Below are 15017 nucleotides of genomic sequence, written 5' to 3'. Positions count from 1 at the left end.
TGCGGACGCGCTGAGATTACCCTGCCCAAGCTTTTCCCAGCAAGCTCACGAGTCGTTGGCGGATGACTCGCCACCGTCGGGTCGGTGTTGATTGGGGCGTATCGTCGGGCGGGAACGACCACGCCCGTGAAAATACGTCAGATCAATCCGACTGCGGATGGGTATTTCGGTCGACCATTGCCTCAGATGCGTCATACCTGCTGGTTTGCAGGTTAGAAGGGCTCCTCATCGAAGAACACCGCGCCGCCCATGATCTGGCCCATATGATCGCATCCGTCCTCGCGCTGAATGAAGTGCAGCCAAGCTTTCTGCGCAAAACGGTCTGGAGAGAGGGTGTAATACGTTGCGTTCAGCTCTTCTCGCGTGATGCGGTGATCGACGACGGCGGCCGCCTCGAACGCCTCCCGCCCCGCGATCGGCATAGACCTGACCTGCATCGCGTAGGCGGCATATTCGGCTGTCGCACTGCAATCGCTGAACGGGCATTCGACCTTATCGTAGGCGGCATGCGTCAATTCGTGCACTACAACGCTATCGAAATATAGATCATCGGGCACACCGGAAAAGGCGCGTTCCGGTTTACGGCTCTCGGCCATGAGATCCGGCGGCAGCAAGCGGACGAACGCTTCGCCGCAATGGAATAGGCCGATGCAATCCTCGGGTAGGGTCTCATCGAACCGGATTGTCAGACCCTCGGGCACCATGACGTTGCAGGCGGCAAGCTTTGGGATCTCACGCGCGGCAATCCGGCAGATGCGATCCCGAGCCACTGGCGTCCCTCCTTCGACTGTCAGAGCCGCCGTCTGGCAAAGGGTGTTTTCCGCGCCAGCAATGCTTGCCGTGGCCACCAAAAGCCCGGCGATCAAACCGACAGACCTGTACACGTCGCCCTCCTTTGGTGACCCGTTGAAAGGGTATCACATCAGGCGCGCGACGGTTACCTCCCGATCCTAGTCTGCATTCACCGACGCCAGCGGAGGACAACTCCTTTTACCGGATACAGCGTTTCTGAGCTTTCGGCGCTGCGTATTCGCGATGTCGGAGATATCGGAGGTTGGAGCAACGCACCGTATAAAAGCCCGGAGCCCGATCGGTGTTGCTGTGCCTCGTTCATTATCGCCACACGGGGGTGATGCGGCTCGCCCCGGTTCGATGCGGCGAGAGCACACCGCGAATAGGAAGGCCGGTCCCAATCTCATGGGACCGGCAAGACAGGTTTTGAGGGCCACCAAGCTATTCGAACCGGACCATTGAAGGTTTGTTGTCGATCATGTTGATGACCGCCGTCTCAGCGCCATCAGGAAGGCGAATGTCGACCATCGCTCCGAGACGCATCTTAAGAACCCCATCAACGATACTTCCCGAGTTATGTGCCCAAGGTTCAAAATGGCTCTTTGCCACTTGTATCTGCTCCGGCGTTTCGACGACTTTCGTGCCATCCGCCTTGGTGAAAACGACAGAAGTCACGTAGGCCGCAGCGGGAGAGGGGCCCGCATCAACGTATAGTCGCGCTTGATCGGGCTTGCCGGGCACCTTGAGGGCCGAGATATGATAGACCTTGTCGCTCGTGCGCTTCTGGAGCTCGGAAATCCCAAAAAAGTAGCTATAGAAGCCGACCGTGAAGATAACCGAAAAGACGGTCAGTCCGATATTTAGCGAACGGCCGAAATATCGAGCGAAATCATCTCGTTTCAGCAAGCTGTCGAGCGAGTAAAGTCCCGTTCCGTAGATCATTACGCTGACAGAGATCGCGAGACCGAGGGCTGCCATCGTCCATTCGTCGAGGCATTCATACCCCATCCACCCGAAGATGAGCATCAGGGCCATATTGAGCAGGGCCGACCCCGTCGCCGCAACCCTGGTAAAGAGGCCGAAAATTAGCCCGAGGCCAACGAGAACTTCTGCCGTGGACATCATGTAAATCGACCATTCCGCGATCATCGGATGGTTCAATACCCAGTGTATCACAGGCTCAAGCGGTGAGCCGGGGGCGGCTTCAACCAGTTTGCTAGCGAGAGATGCAGGGCTCGTGATGTCATGCTTGGCTGGGACATTGATGAAGCGGCGCCATCCCCCCATCAGAAAGACAAACCCCATTGAGATCATCGCGGCGCGAAGGGCAAAGTCTCTGGCGAATTCTGACCTTGCTATCGGCTTCTTTTCCATCTCGTTTCCTACTCATTTGCGTGACCGCGGGTGGCGATCGGTTCTCTTATTTTTTTGCTCGCATAGGGCCGTCTATGGCTTCGCGTATACAGCCCGAAGTCGAAAAGGCCCTCGCATCGCCATCCCTACTCCAATGAAATTTCGCAGCGTTGACGCAGATCAAATCATGATCGTTTTCAATTATTTGCGCCTTCTTCCTTCTTGCCCCGTCACAAGATGAACCGTATGAAAACCGGGGTTCGGCTGTTTCGGCATGGGCGGACGAGTTTCGCGCTGAAAAATATGCCGATGGCCTGCCCGCGCACAAGAACAGCTCCGCAACGCTGGCGATTTAGCTCGCCGTAGAGGGCATCGGACTGGATGCATGTATGGGGCTATAGGTGAATAGCCTCGCGTTTCTTGGGGCGGATCAGTGAGATAGCCATAGACGCCCGCACGCAGCCCCCCCGATGCGCAGCAGCTGACCGGGCGTGATCAGGTGGGTTGCGCTCCAGCGCAGCAGCTCCTGATCAACGCTCGCGGCCGTCGGCGCGGATAATCTTGAGATTGCTCATCGCTGGATCTCGAATAGCGCGCCGCCCATCGCATCGCGGCATCTTCCAGCACCGCGACAAAAAGCGCACCAGCGGGCACCTGCGGGTTCAACTCGCTCATACGCGGCAGATCCCACGCCCCCCCCCGGACAAGCACCCCGATATACGGCTGCCCGGTAGCAAAACCGATGGTGAGAACCCTCAGGTCGCTGTCGCAGTTCTCGCGGATCGTCGCAGCTTCGCTCTGGCCCGTCGCCCTTGCGACATCTCTTAGTTGCCGGCAGTCGTCGCCACCAAAAGCGACCGGGATCGTCCCACGCCGCGCAGGGTCTGGCATTTCCAGCGGACCCTGCGCGATCTCATCGGCGAGCCGCTTCAACGCCCCCCAGCTGCTCGCGGTCTACACCCAGCGGATCGAAGCGCAGCAGCACCGAGACCAGCTTCGGAGCAATTTCCACGACCCCCGAGGGCGGGTCAGCCTCCAGCCGGTCCGCGAAACGACGCGTGGAGCGCATCACTCATCCCGCCACCTTCTCCGCGATGGCAAGCACACGCGCATCCGCCCCTTTCGGTGCTGCCAGCATCGTCATCGAATAGGCCGGATCCAAGCCTGGCGTCGGCATCGCGATCGCGCAGCCATCCACGAGGTTGATCAACGAGGTGTTACGCAGCATCTCGACATTGAGGCGATCGAATTCGGCTTCGACATCGGCAATGCTGGGCGGCAGGCGCATCAGTGTGGGCGCGAGCAGCGCATCGAAAGGCTCCATCAGCCGTTCGAAAAGCGTGACGATATCAGCGCGCGCGGCATAGGCTTTCTCGATTTGCTCAGGCGTAAGCGTGAGCGCGAAACGGATGCGCGACAGCACGCGCGGATCACCCACCACTTCGAGCTTTTCCAAATCGTCGCGGTAAATCTCGAGCGCTTCGACGGCGACGATAATCTTGTTGAGCACGACCGCCTTTGCGATTTCCGTCATGTCGACCGGCACGATCTCATGGCCGAGACCTGCGATCCGGGCTTTCTCCGCCTCGAACAGCGCCGCGACCTCGTCGGACAGACCATTGGTGAAGGCGCCTTCGGGCACCACGAAGCGCAGCGGGCCGTCTTCTGCCGCGGGAAGCGGCGCGCCTGCCATCACATCCATCATCTGCCGCAGCAAGCCAAGATCGCGCGCCATCGGCCCCGCCACGTCATAGGTCGGGGCGAGCGGATGCACCCCGGTATCGTCGATGAGCCCTTGGCTGGGCTTATAGCCCCAGATACCGTTCGCCGCCGCCGGGATGCGCAGCGAGCCGCCGGTATCCGTGCCGATCGCAGCATCGGTGATCCCGAGGCCCACGCAGACCGCCGCGCCCGAGCTTGAGCCTCCGGGCATCCCGCCCGCCACCAGCGCGCCCGAGGGGGTGCCGTGATGCGGGTTGAGACCCACCCCGGAATAGGCGAATTCGGACATCGAAGACCGCCCGAACATCAGCGCCCCCGCCGCCTTGAGCCGCGCGACCGAGACCGCATCCGCCTCTGCCGGCGCGCGGTCCTGCATCAGACGCGAGCCTGCGCTCGTGACCTGCCCGGCCTCGTCATAGAGATCTTTCACCGAAACCAGCGTGCCAAAAAGCGGCATCTCCTCGCCCGCTTCGTGACGCGCCTCTAGCGCCTCCGCCTCGGCACGGATTCGCGCCGGGGCGAACTCAGTGAAGATCGCGCGTCGCTCCGACTCTGGCAAAGCCTCGACCTTGGAGATGGCAGTTTCGACCTTGATGAGAAATGGTGATGTCATGCGACCTCCGGCAGATTGCGCGTCTCGTATTCATGGGTGATCGCGCGCCCGTTGCGCGGATCTTCCATCTGCATACGAAAACGGGTCGCCGGACGCACCCCTCCCTTCGCGCCGAACGTGCCGCAGAGCATCGCGACAGGGCCGTCATCGGCCAGATCGGCAAGACCGGCACCCGCAATCAGATCGGTCAGAGGGCGGATCGCGGCGAGCGTGCCTTCCTGATACGGCACCCACTCGCCCCCCTCTTCGATCCAGCTGCGCAGCACGATCTCTTCGAGGTGGTCGGAGACACTCTTCCACGACCACAGCTCGGACGCGCAGGGCTTGGCGCAGACCTGTTTCGACAGCGCTACCGAATGCGCTTCAAGCGCGCGGTCAGTATGGTCCGAGGCCAGCCCGAGATAGGTGCGGCCCTCGACAGCGACGATCAGCGGTTCGACCTCGCCCGAAGTCTCGTTCCCTACCGCCTCAAGCACCGGGGCTTGCGTCAGAAGCTGCGCCGCCACGCGATAGTAAAGCGGTGTGGCCGAAGGCGCGGGGACCCCAAGCGCCGCCAGTTCCTCGATGTGGTGGGCGATGGCATCGGCGTCGCGCCCGGTCCAGCCAGCGACGATGAGATGCGAGAGGTCCAGCGAAAGCGGCGCGCCTTCAGCGCGAAAATTGAGGGTCATGGGAACTCCTGTCAGAGAATGGACGGCAGCCAGAGCGCGAGCCCGGGAACCGCAATCAGCAATGCAATCATCGCGAGCATCACCAGCACGTAAGGAATGACGCCGAGGATCACCTCGTTCATCGAGCCCTTGCCGCGTGTGCTCTGCACCACGAAGAGGTTGAGACCGACCGGCGGCGTGATCAGCGCCATCTCGATCAGCACGATCATCAGCACACCGAACCAGACCTTGTCATAGCCCAGACCCGCGATGATCGGCACGATGATCGGGATCGTCGCGACCATCAGGGAAAGCGTCTCGATGAAGAAGCCCAGCACGAGATAGAGCAGAACAACCAGCAACAGCGTGCCAAGCGGCGGCAGACCGGTGTTTTCCAGCAGGTCGGTCAGTTGTCGCCCCAGCCCCGCCGAGGTCATCGCGAAGTTCAGGAAATAGGCGCCGGTGATCACCAGCATGATCATCGCCGAAATCCGGATTGTGCCATGCAGGGCCTCGCCGATGGTCGCGAGTCCCAGCCCGTTGCCCAGCGTGATTGCGATGAGGCTCGCGATCACCACGCCGATGGCCGCGGATTCCGTGGGCGTCGCCCAGCCCGCGTAGATCGAGCCGATGACGACGGTGAAGAGAATGATGATCGGGATCAGCTGGATCAGGCTGCGAAGGCGCTCACCCCAGGTGAAACTGCGCGACGGGCCGCCAAGCGCGGGGCGCGCCCGGCAGATCAGCGCCGTGACGACGACGAATGCAAGCGCCATCAGGAGGCCCGGCAGAAGCCCGGCGGAAAAAAGCTGCGGGATCGAGGTCTCGGTAAGGAAGCCGTAGACGATCAGGTTGATCGAGGGCGGGATCAGAATGCCCAAGGTGCCGCCCGCGGCGATCGCGCCTGAAAACAGCTTCGGATCATAGCCCAGCTTGTCGGCCTGCGGCATGGCGACGGTCGCCACTGTGGCGGCGGTTGCGACCGATGAGCCCGAGGTGGCCGAGAACATCGTCGCGGTGGCGATATTGGCGTGGATCAGCCCGCCGGGCAGCCAGCTCAGCCATTTGTCGAGCGCGGCATAGGTGCGCGCGGCCACGCCGCCCCGCACCAAGATTTCGCCTAGCAGGACAAACAGCGGAATCGCGATCAGGGTCGAGGAGGAAGAGGCCGACCAGATCACCTGCCCCAGCCCGCGCAGGAGCGGGAATGCGGAATAGAACTCACCCACGCCGATGCCGAGGATGAACAGCACGATACCAACGGGGATCGAGAGGGCCATCAGCCCCAGAAGAGAGAAAGCGACGGTCCAGATCATTGGTCGAGCTCCGATCCGAGGCCGATCGCATTGGCCAGCTCCGTGCGGTGCCCGGAGGCGAGATAGGCAATGCCGATCAGGCTCAGGGCGGTGGCGCTGAGCGCGAACCACGCCCAGCCCGCGAACCAGATGCCCTGCGGAATCCACAGCGGGGTTTCGAGGGGCGTATTGGCGCGCGAGCCGCGCTCGATCGTCTTTTGCAGGACCGGCCAACAATACCAGGCGATCAGCAGGACGACCCCGTTGGTGACGATCATCGCGAACAGGTCCATCAGTCCTTGCCCCACCGGCGCAAGACGTTGGCGGATCAGGTCGATGCGCACATGGGCGCGGTCGAGAAGCGCGCAGCCAAGCCCCCAGCTGGCGACCGCGGCCATCACGTAGCCGGAAATCTCGTCGGAGCCGCCCAGGCTGCCCCAGCCAGTCTTGCGACCGACCACGTCGACCAGCACGAAGAGCACGGTCGCCACCAGCGCCGCACCAAGGATCAGCGCGACGAGGCGGTTGGCGCGCCTGAGCGCGCCTTCCAATGTTGTGAGGAATTTCACGTCGGGCGCTCTCAGTTCGCGACCGGGACGGTCACGCCCACGGTCTTGCCGACGGTATCGTTCCAGCGCTTGGCCCATTCCGGACCGGCACGCTCGGCCCAATCGGGCAACACCTGCTTCTCGAGCGCGTCACGGGCGGTCTTCATGTCGGCATCGGTCGCCTCGACCAGCGTCATCGACGCCGGATCGCCCGATTTGCATTCACCGTCGCCCGTGAGGCAGGCGATGTCATTGGCGAGACCGCCTTCCGCCGCGGCCCAGGCCTTGTCTTCCAGACCGGTTTTCACCGCATCCTTCAGCTCGGTCCGCATCTCAGGCGACAGTTCGTCGTAACGATCCTTGTTCATCGCGATCACGACCGGATCCCAACCACCCAGCGGCAAGGTCATGAGATGGTCGGACACTTCCCACCAGCCGGCGGAATAGCCCGAACCTGCTCCGGTGACGGCACAATCGATCACGCCACGCTGCAACGAACCGGGAACTTCGGAGAAGGCGATGTTAACGCCCTCTGCACCAAGCGCCTCGAGAAGCTTGGTGGTCATCCGACCCGAGCCGCGCACCTTCTTGCCCTTGAGATCGGCGAGCGAATTGATCTCGCCTTTGCAGAACACGACCTGCGGCGGATAGGGCGCGATGCCCAGAAGCTCGGAGTTGAAGCGGTCATGCATGATGTCGACGACCATCGGGCGGGCCGCATCGACCATCGCCTTGGCCTCGTCGGCGGTCGTTGCGACCAGCGGCACGTCGAGCCCTTCCAGCTCGGGCGCATCGCCCACGGTGTAATCGGCGACCGTCTGGCCCACGTCGAACACGCCATCGCCCAGCATCCGGTAGACGTCGCCGCCGGCGATCCCCATCTGGTCGAAGCTGGTCAGCTGGGCCGAGAAATCGCCATTGGTCAGCTTCGGCAGTTCCTCGGTCCAGAACGGCGTGGTGAACTGCTTGTAGAGCGGCAGGCTCGACCAGCTCCCGACCACGGCAAGCTGTTCCTCGGCGAGGGCGGGCCCGGCCAGCAGCGCGGCCGTCATCGCGGTCATCATGATCTTTTTCATTGTTTAACTCCTGTTGGGTTTTCTTTTGGTTTTCGGTCGGCGCGTCAGACCGGATGGACTCCCGTCAGACGCCGTTCCGCGTGGCTTGCAGGGATGTCCGTGACCAGCATGTGGCCCGGCGCGTGGGTGATCGCGAGCCCCGGTTTCGCGGTCACGATCGCGGCTTGCGGGGTAACGCCACAGGCCCAGAAGACGGGGATATCGCCGGGCTCGATAACAGGCGGATCACCATAATCGGGCGCGTCGATATCCGCGATCCCGATTTGGCTCGGATCGCCCAGATGCACCGGCGCGCCATGGGCGAGCGGGAACCGCTGGCAGATCGAGATCGCCTCGATCGCGTCCGCCGCAGGCATCGCCCGCATGCTCACGACCAGCGGTCCCGAGAACTGCCCCGCGGGGCGCGTGGGCAACGAGGTGCGATACATCGGCACGTTACGATCGGCGGTGATGTGGCGCACCGGAAGCCCCGCGCGGATCAGCGCATCCTCGAAACTGAACGAGCAGCCAAGCGCGAAGGAGACCATGTCCTCGGTCCACAGATCGGCAATGTCGCTCGGCTCGTCCACCAATTCGCCGTCGCGCCAGACCCGGTAGCGCGGCACATCATGGCGCAGATCGATATCGCCGAGGCTGGGGAGCGACGGATCGCCCGGCTCGCCCACAGCCAGCAGAGGACAGGGGCGCGGGTTGGCCTGACAGTAGCGAAGGAATTCCGCCGCATCGGTTCCGCGCAGCATGACCAGGTTCGCCTGCAGCGCCTCGCCCCCCTGTCCCGCCGTCGGCGCGGTGAACCGCCCAGCGCGAATTTCGGCACGCAAAGCGGCTGGCGAAGCGATCACGGATTTCGGTGCGTTCATCTGGTCCTCCGGTTTGGATGATGATCCCGCGCCACGACCGATTAGATCAATAGTTCAATTTTCTTCATTATTGATGCTCTCACAGGATCATTCCCGCCCAGCTGCTACCGCCGCCTGCGTCACGGCACGACCGATTTCCTCATTGCGTTCAGCATCATAGCAGATCACGAACTCCAATGACGGCAGGCGCGCCTCGGGGGTGACGTCGATCTCACGCAGCATCGCGTGCGGCCAAGCCTCGACGATGGAGTGCGGAATCGTGCCAATCCCGAATCCCTGTTGCACCAAGTGCAGCACCGTCGCCAGCGAGGCCGATCCATGCACAGTCGCGGGCTTGCGCCGCCCGGGGCTGAGGGTCTCGATCACCTGCCGGTGCGGGCTCGTCGTCTTCGGGAAGGACACGATCGGCAAGGCGGTCAGGTCATCGATCTCCGCGGGCTGCGGCAGGGTGAAATGCGCAGGAGAGACGAACCAGCCCATCGTCACCGGCGGCAGCGGCGTCAGCGCGATCCCCCGGGGCGCCTGATCGCGCAGCATGATCACCACGTCGAGCGCATCGTCGCGCAGCGCCTGCCCCATCTGGTCCGATGTATCGACCGAAATCTCGAAGCGCAGCAGCGGGTGATCCTGCCGCAACGACGTCAGCATCCGGGGCAGGATCGTATGGGTCATCGTCTCCGCTACGCCGAGTCGCACGACCCCCGCCATCACGCCATGGGTCAGCTCACTCAGGATCCGATCGCGCTGCGCAATCAGAACCTCCGCCTCGTCGACAAGCCGCCGCCCCGTCGCGCTGAGCCGCACACCGCGTCCGTCGCGCTCGAAGATGGTGATCCCCATTCGGTCCTCGAGATGCCGGATCCGCCGCGAAATCGCCGATTGCGCGAGTCCCGTTGCATCGGACGCCGCGCGGAAGCCGCCGTAGCGCACCACGGAGCGGATGATCTCGATGTCGCGAAAACCGAACATGACGCGATGCTAAGCGGTGCCATGGCGCGACTGTCAAGCGCATCGGTCGAACGCGTGTCAGCAGGCGACCCGCTGATCTCGCGGATTTCGGTCAGTGGTGAGGGCGGCTCGCGATAAATCTCGGTGGTGCATTGGCAGCGCTCTGGAAGGGCGTAGCCTTCCGCGGCCACAACGGATCGTGCAGTTCCGCCTATCCTTGTTCGGGATCCGAGAGCGCACGACCCACCACCGGCGCACTTTCAACCAGCAGCGCGGTGTCACGCGCACTAGCAGTCCGCTGATCGAGCTGGTGGCTAAATCGGCTGACATGCCGCTTATTGGGCGGCTAGCCGTCATTCGTTGCGCGAGCTGCGAAGGTCCGCAGCGCGAAGAGTGCGCTCGATCCTGTGTCGTCAGCGCGACGAGCGGCGTCACCGTGTCATCAGATACTCCGCGACGGCCTGGTAGGCGGGAAGCGATGTGGGGTCGATGAAGCCGTTCTGGGCCTGCGGATAGGAGGCAAACCGCACCAGGACCATTTTGGCCGTCGGATCGACATAGATCGTCTGGCCATGAACCCCTCGCGCCGCAAACGCGCCGTGATCGTTGTGAAAGACCCACCATTGGCTCGTGTAGCTGCCATTCGGGATCGTCGGGAAGCCGCTGAACTTCGCGGGGTCTCCGCCCATGCGAATATGCTCCACCACCGAAGCGGGGAAGAGCCGTTTGCCGTTGAACTCGCCCGCGTCGAGCATGACCTGCCCGAGCCGGCCTAAGTCGCGCAAGCTTGCCGAAATGCCGCCCCCCGCGAAAGGCACGCCCTTGGCGTCGACCGTCTGATAGGCGTCCTGTTCCGCACCCATGGGCTGCCAGAGTCGTTCCGAGGCAAGCTCCGTCACCGACGTGTTCGTAACCCGGCTGATGATCCAGCCCAGCATGTCGGAATTGATCGTCTTGTAGTGGAACGCCGCACCATGTTCGCCGTCGGGCTTCACCTGCTGGAGATATTCCCAGTAGCCGTTGGGGCCGGTGTAGCCCTCGGGTTTGGGCAGCGGGCTCGCCGCGGCGGAGTATTGCCAGATATCGGCATTCGGATCGGAGTAATCCTCGGAGTATTTCACCCCGGTCGTCATATCCATCACCTGCCGGACGGTGGCGGTGGCAAAGGCGCTGTCACCGATCTCGGGGATGATGTCGCGCACCAGCAGCGTATCGTCGAGCTTGCCCTCGGCCACCAGAATTTCGCCCAGAAGCCCAGTGACGGATTTCGTCATCGACATCGCCGCGTGTTTCCCGGTCTCGTCGAGGCAGCCGAAATACCGTTCGTAGACGACCTCCCCTTCATGAAGGATCAAAATCCCGTCGGTGTAATTGGCATAGAGCGATTGCTCCCATGTCATCGCCGTGTCTGAGTTCAGGGGCGTGAAGCTCAGTGCGTCGATCTCCTGGCGCAGATCGGCGAAACGGGGCGGCGAGGGATAGCGCAGGGTGGACGGCGCCCCGAGGCCGCGGCTGATCTCCTCGGTCGGAAGAAATTCCCGTAGATGGCAGACCGACCAGCGCAGTTTCGGAAAGCTGAAGAAGTTGGAATCCGGCTGGGTGATCAGCTTGTCGGCGGGCGGCGGAAAGCCCTGCATCCAGCCCATGACCCGCGGGTCGGAATCCTGCGCGGAAAGCGGCGTCGATTGGGCGAAGACCGCAGATCCCAGACAGAGCGTCGTGACCAGGGTGGCAGTCTGCACGATCCGTTTAGAAATTGACGACGACATTGAGGAAGCCTCCGATCCAATTGGGCACCTTCCCCGGAACGGCGTTCTTGATCCCCTTGCCCGGGATCGAGACGCTGACCCCTGCGGTCAGGAAGGTGTTTCGGTTGATGATGCGGCTGTATTCGAGAAAGACGTCATCGGAGAGATGCGCGTTCGTGACGCCCGAGAGCACATTCGCCGTCGCACCTGTCGTATCGAGCCGGGTCGCCTGTCCGAACTGGATCGGGCTGTTCAACTCGTTCGCCCGGATATGTGCATAGCGGAGCGTCACGCTGTCCTGACGGGTCGGCTGAAGCTTCAGCGAGAGCCCATGCGCCTGAACGTTGGAATTAATGAACACCATCGAGGATTTCGACCCGGTCGCCCAGGCGCTTGGAGAGCCCTCGTAATAAAGCGGATCGAAGCGTTCGAGCCGGGCCGTGTTCGGATCGTCCCCGGAGAAACTCTGGTAGGAATAGGTCAGCGTCGGCGACCAGGACAAATCCGCGAAGGTATAGCCAAGCTGGACGCGCCCGGCCCAGGCGGCCAGATCAATCCGGTCATTCCACTCATAGGCAAAATCCGCCGAGGCGACCCAGTTCTCGAAAGCACCGGAAAACGGATTGGTGCGTGCATACAGGTTGAGAGCATTCGTTCCGTCGCGGGCGCCGGGCAGGATCACCGGCGCGCCAAGACCTCCGGGGGCCGCCTGGATATAGGCGGAGTCGGAATTGACCACATTGACATAGGTAAGCCCGAGATACCCCCCGCGCGGATCGTCAAAGCGCATATCCAGACCGGCGAGCCTGTTATGCCCGTCACTCGCGGGGCGCTCGTTCGGGTCGATATAGAACGCGGTTGCCGCGAACGCGCCTTGCGTGATCTCTCCGATCGCGGCCATTTCCCAGGCCTTGCGCGGCCCGAACTTCAGTGCACCACGCTCGAAACCGCTCGAGCCGCCGTTGGCGATCAGCATGCCGGTGCCGAGCTTCAATTCACGCGGGCCAAGCGAAAAATCGAAGCCCATACCCTCGGTTTGCTGCATACGCAGGCCGAGATAGGCTTCCTCGATCGTCGTGCGCCCGGTATCTCCATAGTCATAGGCGTCGGTGCCGAGAGTGTAAGACGCGACCGCCGAGAGCTTTCCGTAGAAGACTTGTCCGGAGTCGAGCGTCTTTTCAAAGCTCACACCGGGCTTGATGTAGAACTCGAGCCAATTCTTGTCCGCGTTGAAACCTGCACCAGGCGCGAAGCTGTCGGCGAAATCCCAGAAAAGGTTCTGCTCGCTGACCGCGTTCACACCTGCTTGCAGATGTGTGCGCACCGTTGTGCCGTTACCCTCGTAGAGTATCGTCGGATCTCGATCCTGTGCGCTGGCTGCTGTGATGGACGCCAAGGCGATAGATGTCGCCGTCAGGGCCGACGCAACTCCGCGTCGAGCACGAGCAGAAGAGACCTGGATATCAGCCTTCATTGCGCACCAACTCATACCCGCGGAACAAAGATCACACCGCTCAGTATTCACGCTACCGTGATCGCGTTATCCTTCAAGGGGAACAGCGCCCAAAATGGGCGAGGCAGCGATGAGGATGCGCAGATGCAGACCGGATCACGCAAGGAACGCGATTTCATTCGGGAGAATTTCGGGGAAATCTGGCCGGTGCATGTCTCAGCCTTCACACGTCTTCTGACGCAGTTTCGCGCACGTTTCGATGGCGATCTCGATCTGCTCCTCGTGCTGGCGGTCATCGGAGAGCGGACCCGGCCCGAGAACTGGAATCCGCAACTCGTGTCTTTGGAAGATCTCGCGACGCGCGCTGAGGATCGGCGATCTCAATATGCAATCAACATCCAGTCTATCGCGGATTACAGCGGCATCCCAAGAGAAACCGTGCGCCGAAAAGTTCTCGTCTTGCAGAGGAAGGGGTGGGTGCATCGGAGCGACGGCGGGAAACTATCGATTTCAGCGGATGCCGCCCCGGACCTCGCGGTTGCCACCGGGGATACGATCGCCTATCTCCAAAAAATCTTCTGCGCATTCGAAAACGCGCGCGATACTGGGAATGGAGCGGCCGCTATCGAGTGAGCCCCGCTGCACAGGGGTGACGCGAGTGGCCTCCGACCGCACGCAAGCGCCGACCTGACCGTCGTAGCGGCATGGTAGATCAGATTTCGACGGCTTCAGAGGTTTGTATGGTGGGTCTCCCAGTCCAACACGCCTACCTCGTCACCCTCCCGACCTTGGCGTCTCGACCGTGCGATCGCCGGATGCGGTCGTTACGAGGTGCGAACGGGGGCAAGGCCGTCGAAAGGACAACGGGCGCTCTCCCTAGTCGTCAACCCGAACGGTTTCGCTCAAAAGCGTGAAGTGGCGGGGGCTGAGTTTGGCATGCCAAGTGACCCCGTCGGGATCGTGACGCAGTTCGGTCTCTGCCTCACCGCGCAGGAAATTTTCGATGACCTGGGTGCCGAGCCCCTGACGCGAGGGCGGCTCGACCGGCGGACCATCGCGCTCCTCCCAGGAGAACGCGAGCGCTCCGCTGTCCGGAACCACGCGCCAGCGCACCGCGACCCAGCCGTCGGGAATCGAGAGCGCACCGTATTTAGCCGCATTGGTGGCCAGTTCATGGATCACCAGCGCAAGGTCGAAGGAGGGCTTTTCAGCCACGAGCACCGGAGGCCCCTCGGTCACGAGTTGTCCGGCAGCGCTGGTGTAGGGCGTCACGTGATCTCTGACCAAGGCATCGAGCGGACGGGCCGTGGTCCCTTCCTGCGCGAGTTTGACATGCGCATCGGTGAGCGCGCGGAGCCGACCCGAAAAGGTCTTAGAGAAACTTTCGAGATCGGCGGCGCGGCGCACCGTCATCGAGAATAGCGACTGCAGAACCGACAGGCTGTTACGCGTTCGGTGGCGTAGCTCGCTGAGCAGAAAGCGGCCCCGTTCCTCTTCCTGATAAAGCCGATCGATCAGGTCGCGGGTCTCGAACTGCCGCTGACGCGCTTCGGCCTGAGCTTCGAATACGCTTTGCAACACGGCGGCCTTGACCGGGCGCTCGAGAAGTATCGGCGGAGGCGCGTTTTCCTTGCGGTTGATGATCTGAATCGCGGGCGGAAGGCGGCTGATCTGACTGAGAAGAAACACCGACGGCAGCCGCGCCCACGCGGGTTCGGCCGCGAAAGTGGCGTTCAGAGCCTCACCGGTCTCACGGCCCGCGCCCTCCTGGCTAATGACGACAAAAAGAACGCCATCAGGGCCCTGCGCATTTAAGGCGGCGGCGAAGGCGCGCGCGGTGATGCAGGTCCGGGCGGTAAAGCCGCACCGCTCGACAACCCGCGCCAAGGCTCGGGCGTCGTCCTTGAGCGGCGCGAGGATCAGGACCGGCGGCATCTCGGAACAGGGCTCGGACATCGC

15 protein-coding genes are annotated in these 15017 nt (G+C 62.5%); 1 reads left to right on the top strand and 14 read right to left on the bottom strand.

Annotated features, from left to right (window positions below):
* Positions 1 to 212: 212 nt before the first annotated feature.
* From BMG03_RS04635 to BMG03_RS04580, 13 genes are all read right to left on the bottom strand, one after another.
* On the bottom strand, positions 213 to 884 hold the full coding sequence (locus tag BMG03_RS04635) for a DUF6639 family protein (protein ID WP_157771549.1): 672 nt from the start codon (positions 882 to 884) through the stop codon (positions 213 to 215).
* A 349-nt stretch (positions 885 to 1233) separates the two neighbouring features.
* On the bottom strand, positions 1234 to 2166 hold the full coding sequence (locus BMG03_RS04630; RefSeq protein ID WP_075777419.1) for a TQO small subunit DoxD: 933 nt from the start codon (positions 2164 to 2166) through the stop codon (positions 1234 to 1236).
* 474 nt (positions 2167 to 2640) lie between these two features.
* Complete coding sequence (locus BMG03_RS04625) at positions 2641 to 3078, bottom strand: carboxyltransferase domain-containing protein (RefSeq protein WP_077701111.1); 438 nt, start codon at positions 3076 to 3078, stop codon at positions 2641 to 2643.
* Positions 3059 to 3214 carry a 5-oxoprolinase subunit B family protein gene (locus BMG03_RS20640; RefSeq protein ID WP_157771548.1) on the bottom strand — a complete coding sequence of 52 codons (156 nt, stop codon included), beginning with the start codon at positions 3212 to 3214 and terminating at the stop codon, positions 3059 to 3061. The genes BMG03_RS04625 and BMG03_RS20640 overlap by 20 nt, the downstream gene beginning before the upstream one ends.
* A 3-nt stretch (positions 3215 to 3217) precedes the next feature.
* Positions 3218 to 4480, bottom strand: coding sequence for an amidase family protein (locus tag BMG03_RS04620; RefSeq protein ID WP_075777417.1), 1263 nt, complete (start codon positions 4478 to 4480; stop codon positions 3218 to 3220).
* Entirely contained in the window at positions 4477 to 5151 is a 675-nt protein-coding gene (locus BMG03_RS04615) for a DUF2848 domain-containing protein (RefSeq protein WP_075777416.1), read from the bottom strand. The genes BMG03_RS04620 and BMG03_RS04615 overlap by 4 nt, the downstream gene beginning before the upstream one ends.
* A gap of 11 nt (positions 5152 to 5162) precedes the next feature.
* Entirely contained in the window at positions 5163 to 6446 is a 1284-nt protein-coding gene (locus tag BMG03_RS04610; RefSeq protein ID WP_075777415.1) for a TRAP transporter large permease, read from the bottom strand.
* Entirely contained in the window at positions 6443 to 6994 is a 552-nt protein-coding gene (locus tag BMG03_RS04605; protein ID WP_075777414.1) for a TRAP transporter small permease subunit, read from the bottom strand. The genes BMG03_RS04610 and BMG03_RS04605 overlap by 4 nt, the downstream gene beginning before the upstream one ends.
* Positions 6995 to 7005: 11 nt before the next feature.
* Positions 7006 to 8049, bottom strand: coding sequence for a TRAP transporter substrate-binding protein (locus tag BMG03_RS04600; RefSeq protein ID WP_075777413.1), 1044 nt, complete (start codon positions 8047 to 8049; stop codon positions 7006 to 7008).
* 44 nt (positions 8050 to 8093) lie between these two features.
* Positions 8094 to 8909, bottom strand: coding sequence for a putative hydro-lyase (locus BMG03_RS04595; RefSeq protein ID WP_075777412.1), 816 nt, complete (start codon positions 8907 to 8909; stop codon positions 8094 to 8096).
* 87 nt (positions 8910 to 8996) lie between these two features.
* Entirely contained in the window at positions 8997 to 9878 is an 882-nt protein-coding gene (locus BMG03_RS04590; RefSeq protein WP_075777411.1) for a LysR family transcriptional regulator, read from the bottom strand.
* A 410-nt stretch (positions 9879 to 10288) separates the two neighbouring features.
* A complete protein-coding gene (locus BMG03_RS04585) occupies positions 10289 to 11626 on the bottom strand; it encodes a serine hydrolase domain-containing protein (RefSeq protein WP_075777410.1) in 1338 nt (445 codons plus the stop codon).
* Positions 11607 to 13001 (bottom strand): alginate export family protein, encoded by a 1395-nt coding sequence (locus BMG03_RS04580; RefSeq protein WP_244270992.1) that lies wholly within the window; start codon positions 12999 to 13001, stop codon positions 11607 to 11609. Before BMG03_RS04580 ends, BMG03_RS04585 begins: the two co-directional genes overlap by 20 nt.
* Before the next feature lie 201 nt (positions 13002 to 13202).
* Here BMG03_RS04580 and BMG03_RS04575 point away from each other — a divergent pair, with 201 nt between their 5' ends.
* Positions 13203 to 13691 carry a helix-turn-helix domain-containing protein gene (locus BMG03_RS04575; RefSeq protein ID WP_075777408.1) on the top strand — a complete coding sequence of 163 codons (489 nt, stop codon included), beginning with the start codon at positions 13203 to 13205 and terminating at the stop codon, positions 13689 to 13691.
* A 243-nt stretch (positions 13692 to 13934) separates the two neighbouring features.
* Here BMG03_RS04575 and BMG03_RS04570 read toward each other — a convergent pair whose 3' ends face one another.
* The gene (locus tag BMG03_RS04570; RefSeq protein WP_157771547.1) at positions 13935 to 15014 is read right to left on the bottom strand and encodes a sensor histidine kinase; all 1080 of its coding nucleotides are present in this window, start codon (positions 15012 to 15014) and stop codon (positions 13935 to 13937) included.
* Positions 15015 to 15017: the final 3 nt, after the last annotated feature.

It is taken from the genome of Thioclava nitratireducens, from assembly GCF_001940525.2.
In the GTDB taxonomy this organism is placed as follows: domain Bacteria; phylum Pseudomonadota; class Alphaproteobacteria; order Rhodobacterales; family Rhodobacteraceae; genus Thioclava; species Thioclava nitratireducens.
This window is presented reverse-complemented; position numbering and strand designations above follow the sequence as displayed.

Excerpts from the sequence above, each read along its gene's own strand:
- BMG03_RS04620 (WP_075777417.1), bottom strand. The coding sequence starts at position 4,480 with ATGACATCACCATTTCTCATCAAGGTCGAAACTGCCATCTCCAAGGTC.
- BMG03_RS04585 (WP_075777410.1), bottom strand. The coding sequence starts at position 11,626 with ATGTCGTCGTCAATTTCTAAACGGATCGTGCAGACTGCCACCCTGGTC.
- BMG03_RS04570 (WP_157771547.1), bottom strand. The coding sequence starts at position 15,014 with ATGTCCGAGCCCTGTTCCGAGATGCCGCCGGTCCTGATCCTCGCGCCG.
- BMG03_RS04610 (WP_075777415.1), bottom strand. The coding sequence starts at position 6,446 with ATGATCTGGACCGTCGCTTTCTCTCTTCTGGGGCTGATGGCCCTCTCG.
- BMG03_RS04600 (WP_075777413.1), bottom strand. The coding sequence starts at position 8,049 with ATGAAAAAGATCATGATGACCGCGATGACGGCCGCGCTGCTGGCCGGG.
- BMG03_RS04575 (WP_075777408.1), top strand. The coding sequence starts at position 13,203 with ATGCAGACCGGATCACGCAAGGAACGCGATTTCATTCGGGAGAATTTC.
- BMG03_RS20640 (WP_157771548.1), bottom strand. The coding sequence starts at position 3,214 with ATGCGCTCCACGCGTCGTTTCGCGGACCGGCTGGAGGCTGACCCGCCC.
- BMG03_RS04630 (WP_075777419.1), bottom strand. The coding sequence starts at position 2,166 with ATGGAAAAGAAGCCGATAGCAAGGTCAGAATTCGCCAGAGACTTTGCC.
- BMG03_RS04595 (WP_075777412.1), bottom strand. The coding sequence starts at position 8,909 with ATGAACGCACCGAAATCCGTGATCGCTTCGCCAGCCGCTTTGCGTGCC.
- BMG03_RS04615 (WP_075777416.1), bottom strand. The coding sequence starts at position 5,151 with ATGACCCTCAATTTTCGCGCTGAAGGCGCGCCGCTTTCGCTGGACCTC.
- BMG03_RS04590 (WP_075777411.1), bottom strand. The coding sequence starts at position 9,878 with ATGTTCGGTTTTCGCGACATCGAGATCATCCGCTCCGTGGTGCGCTAC.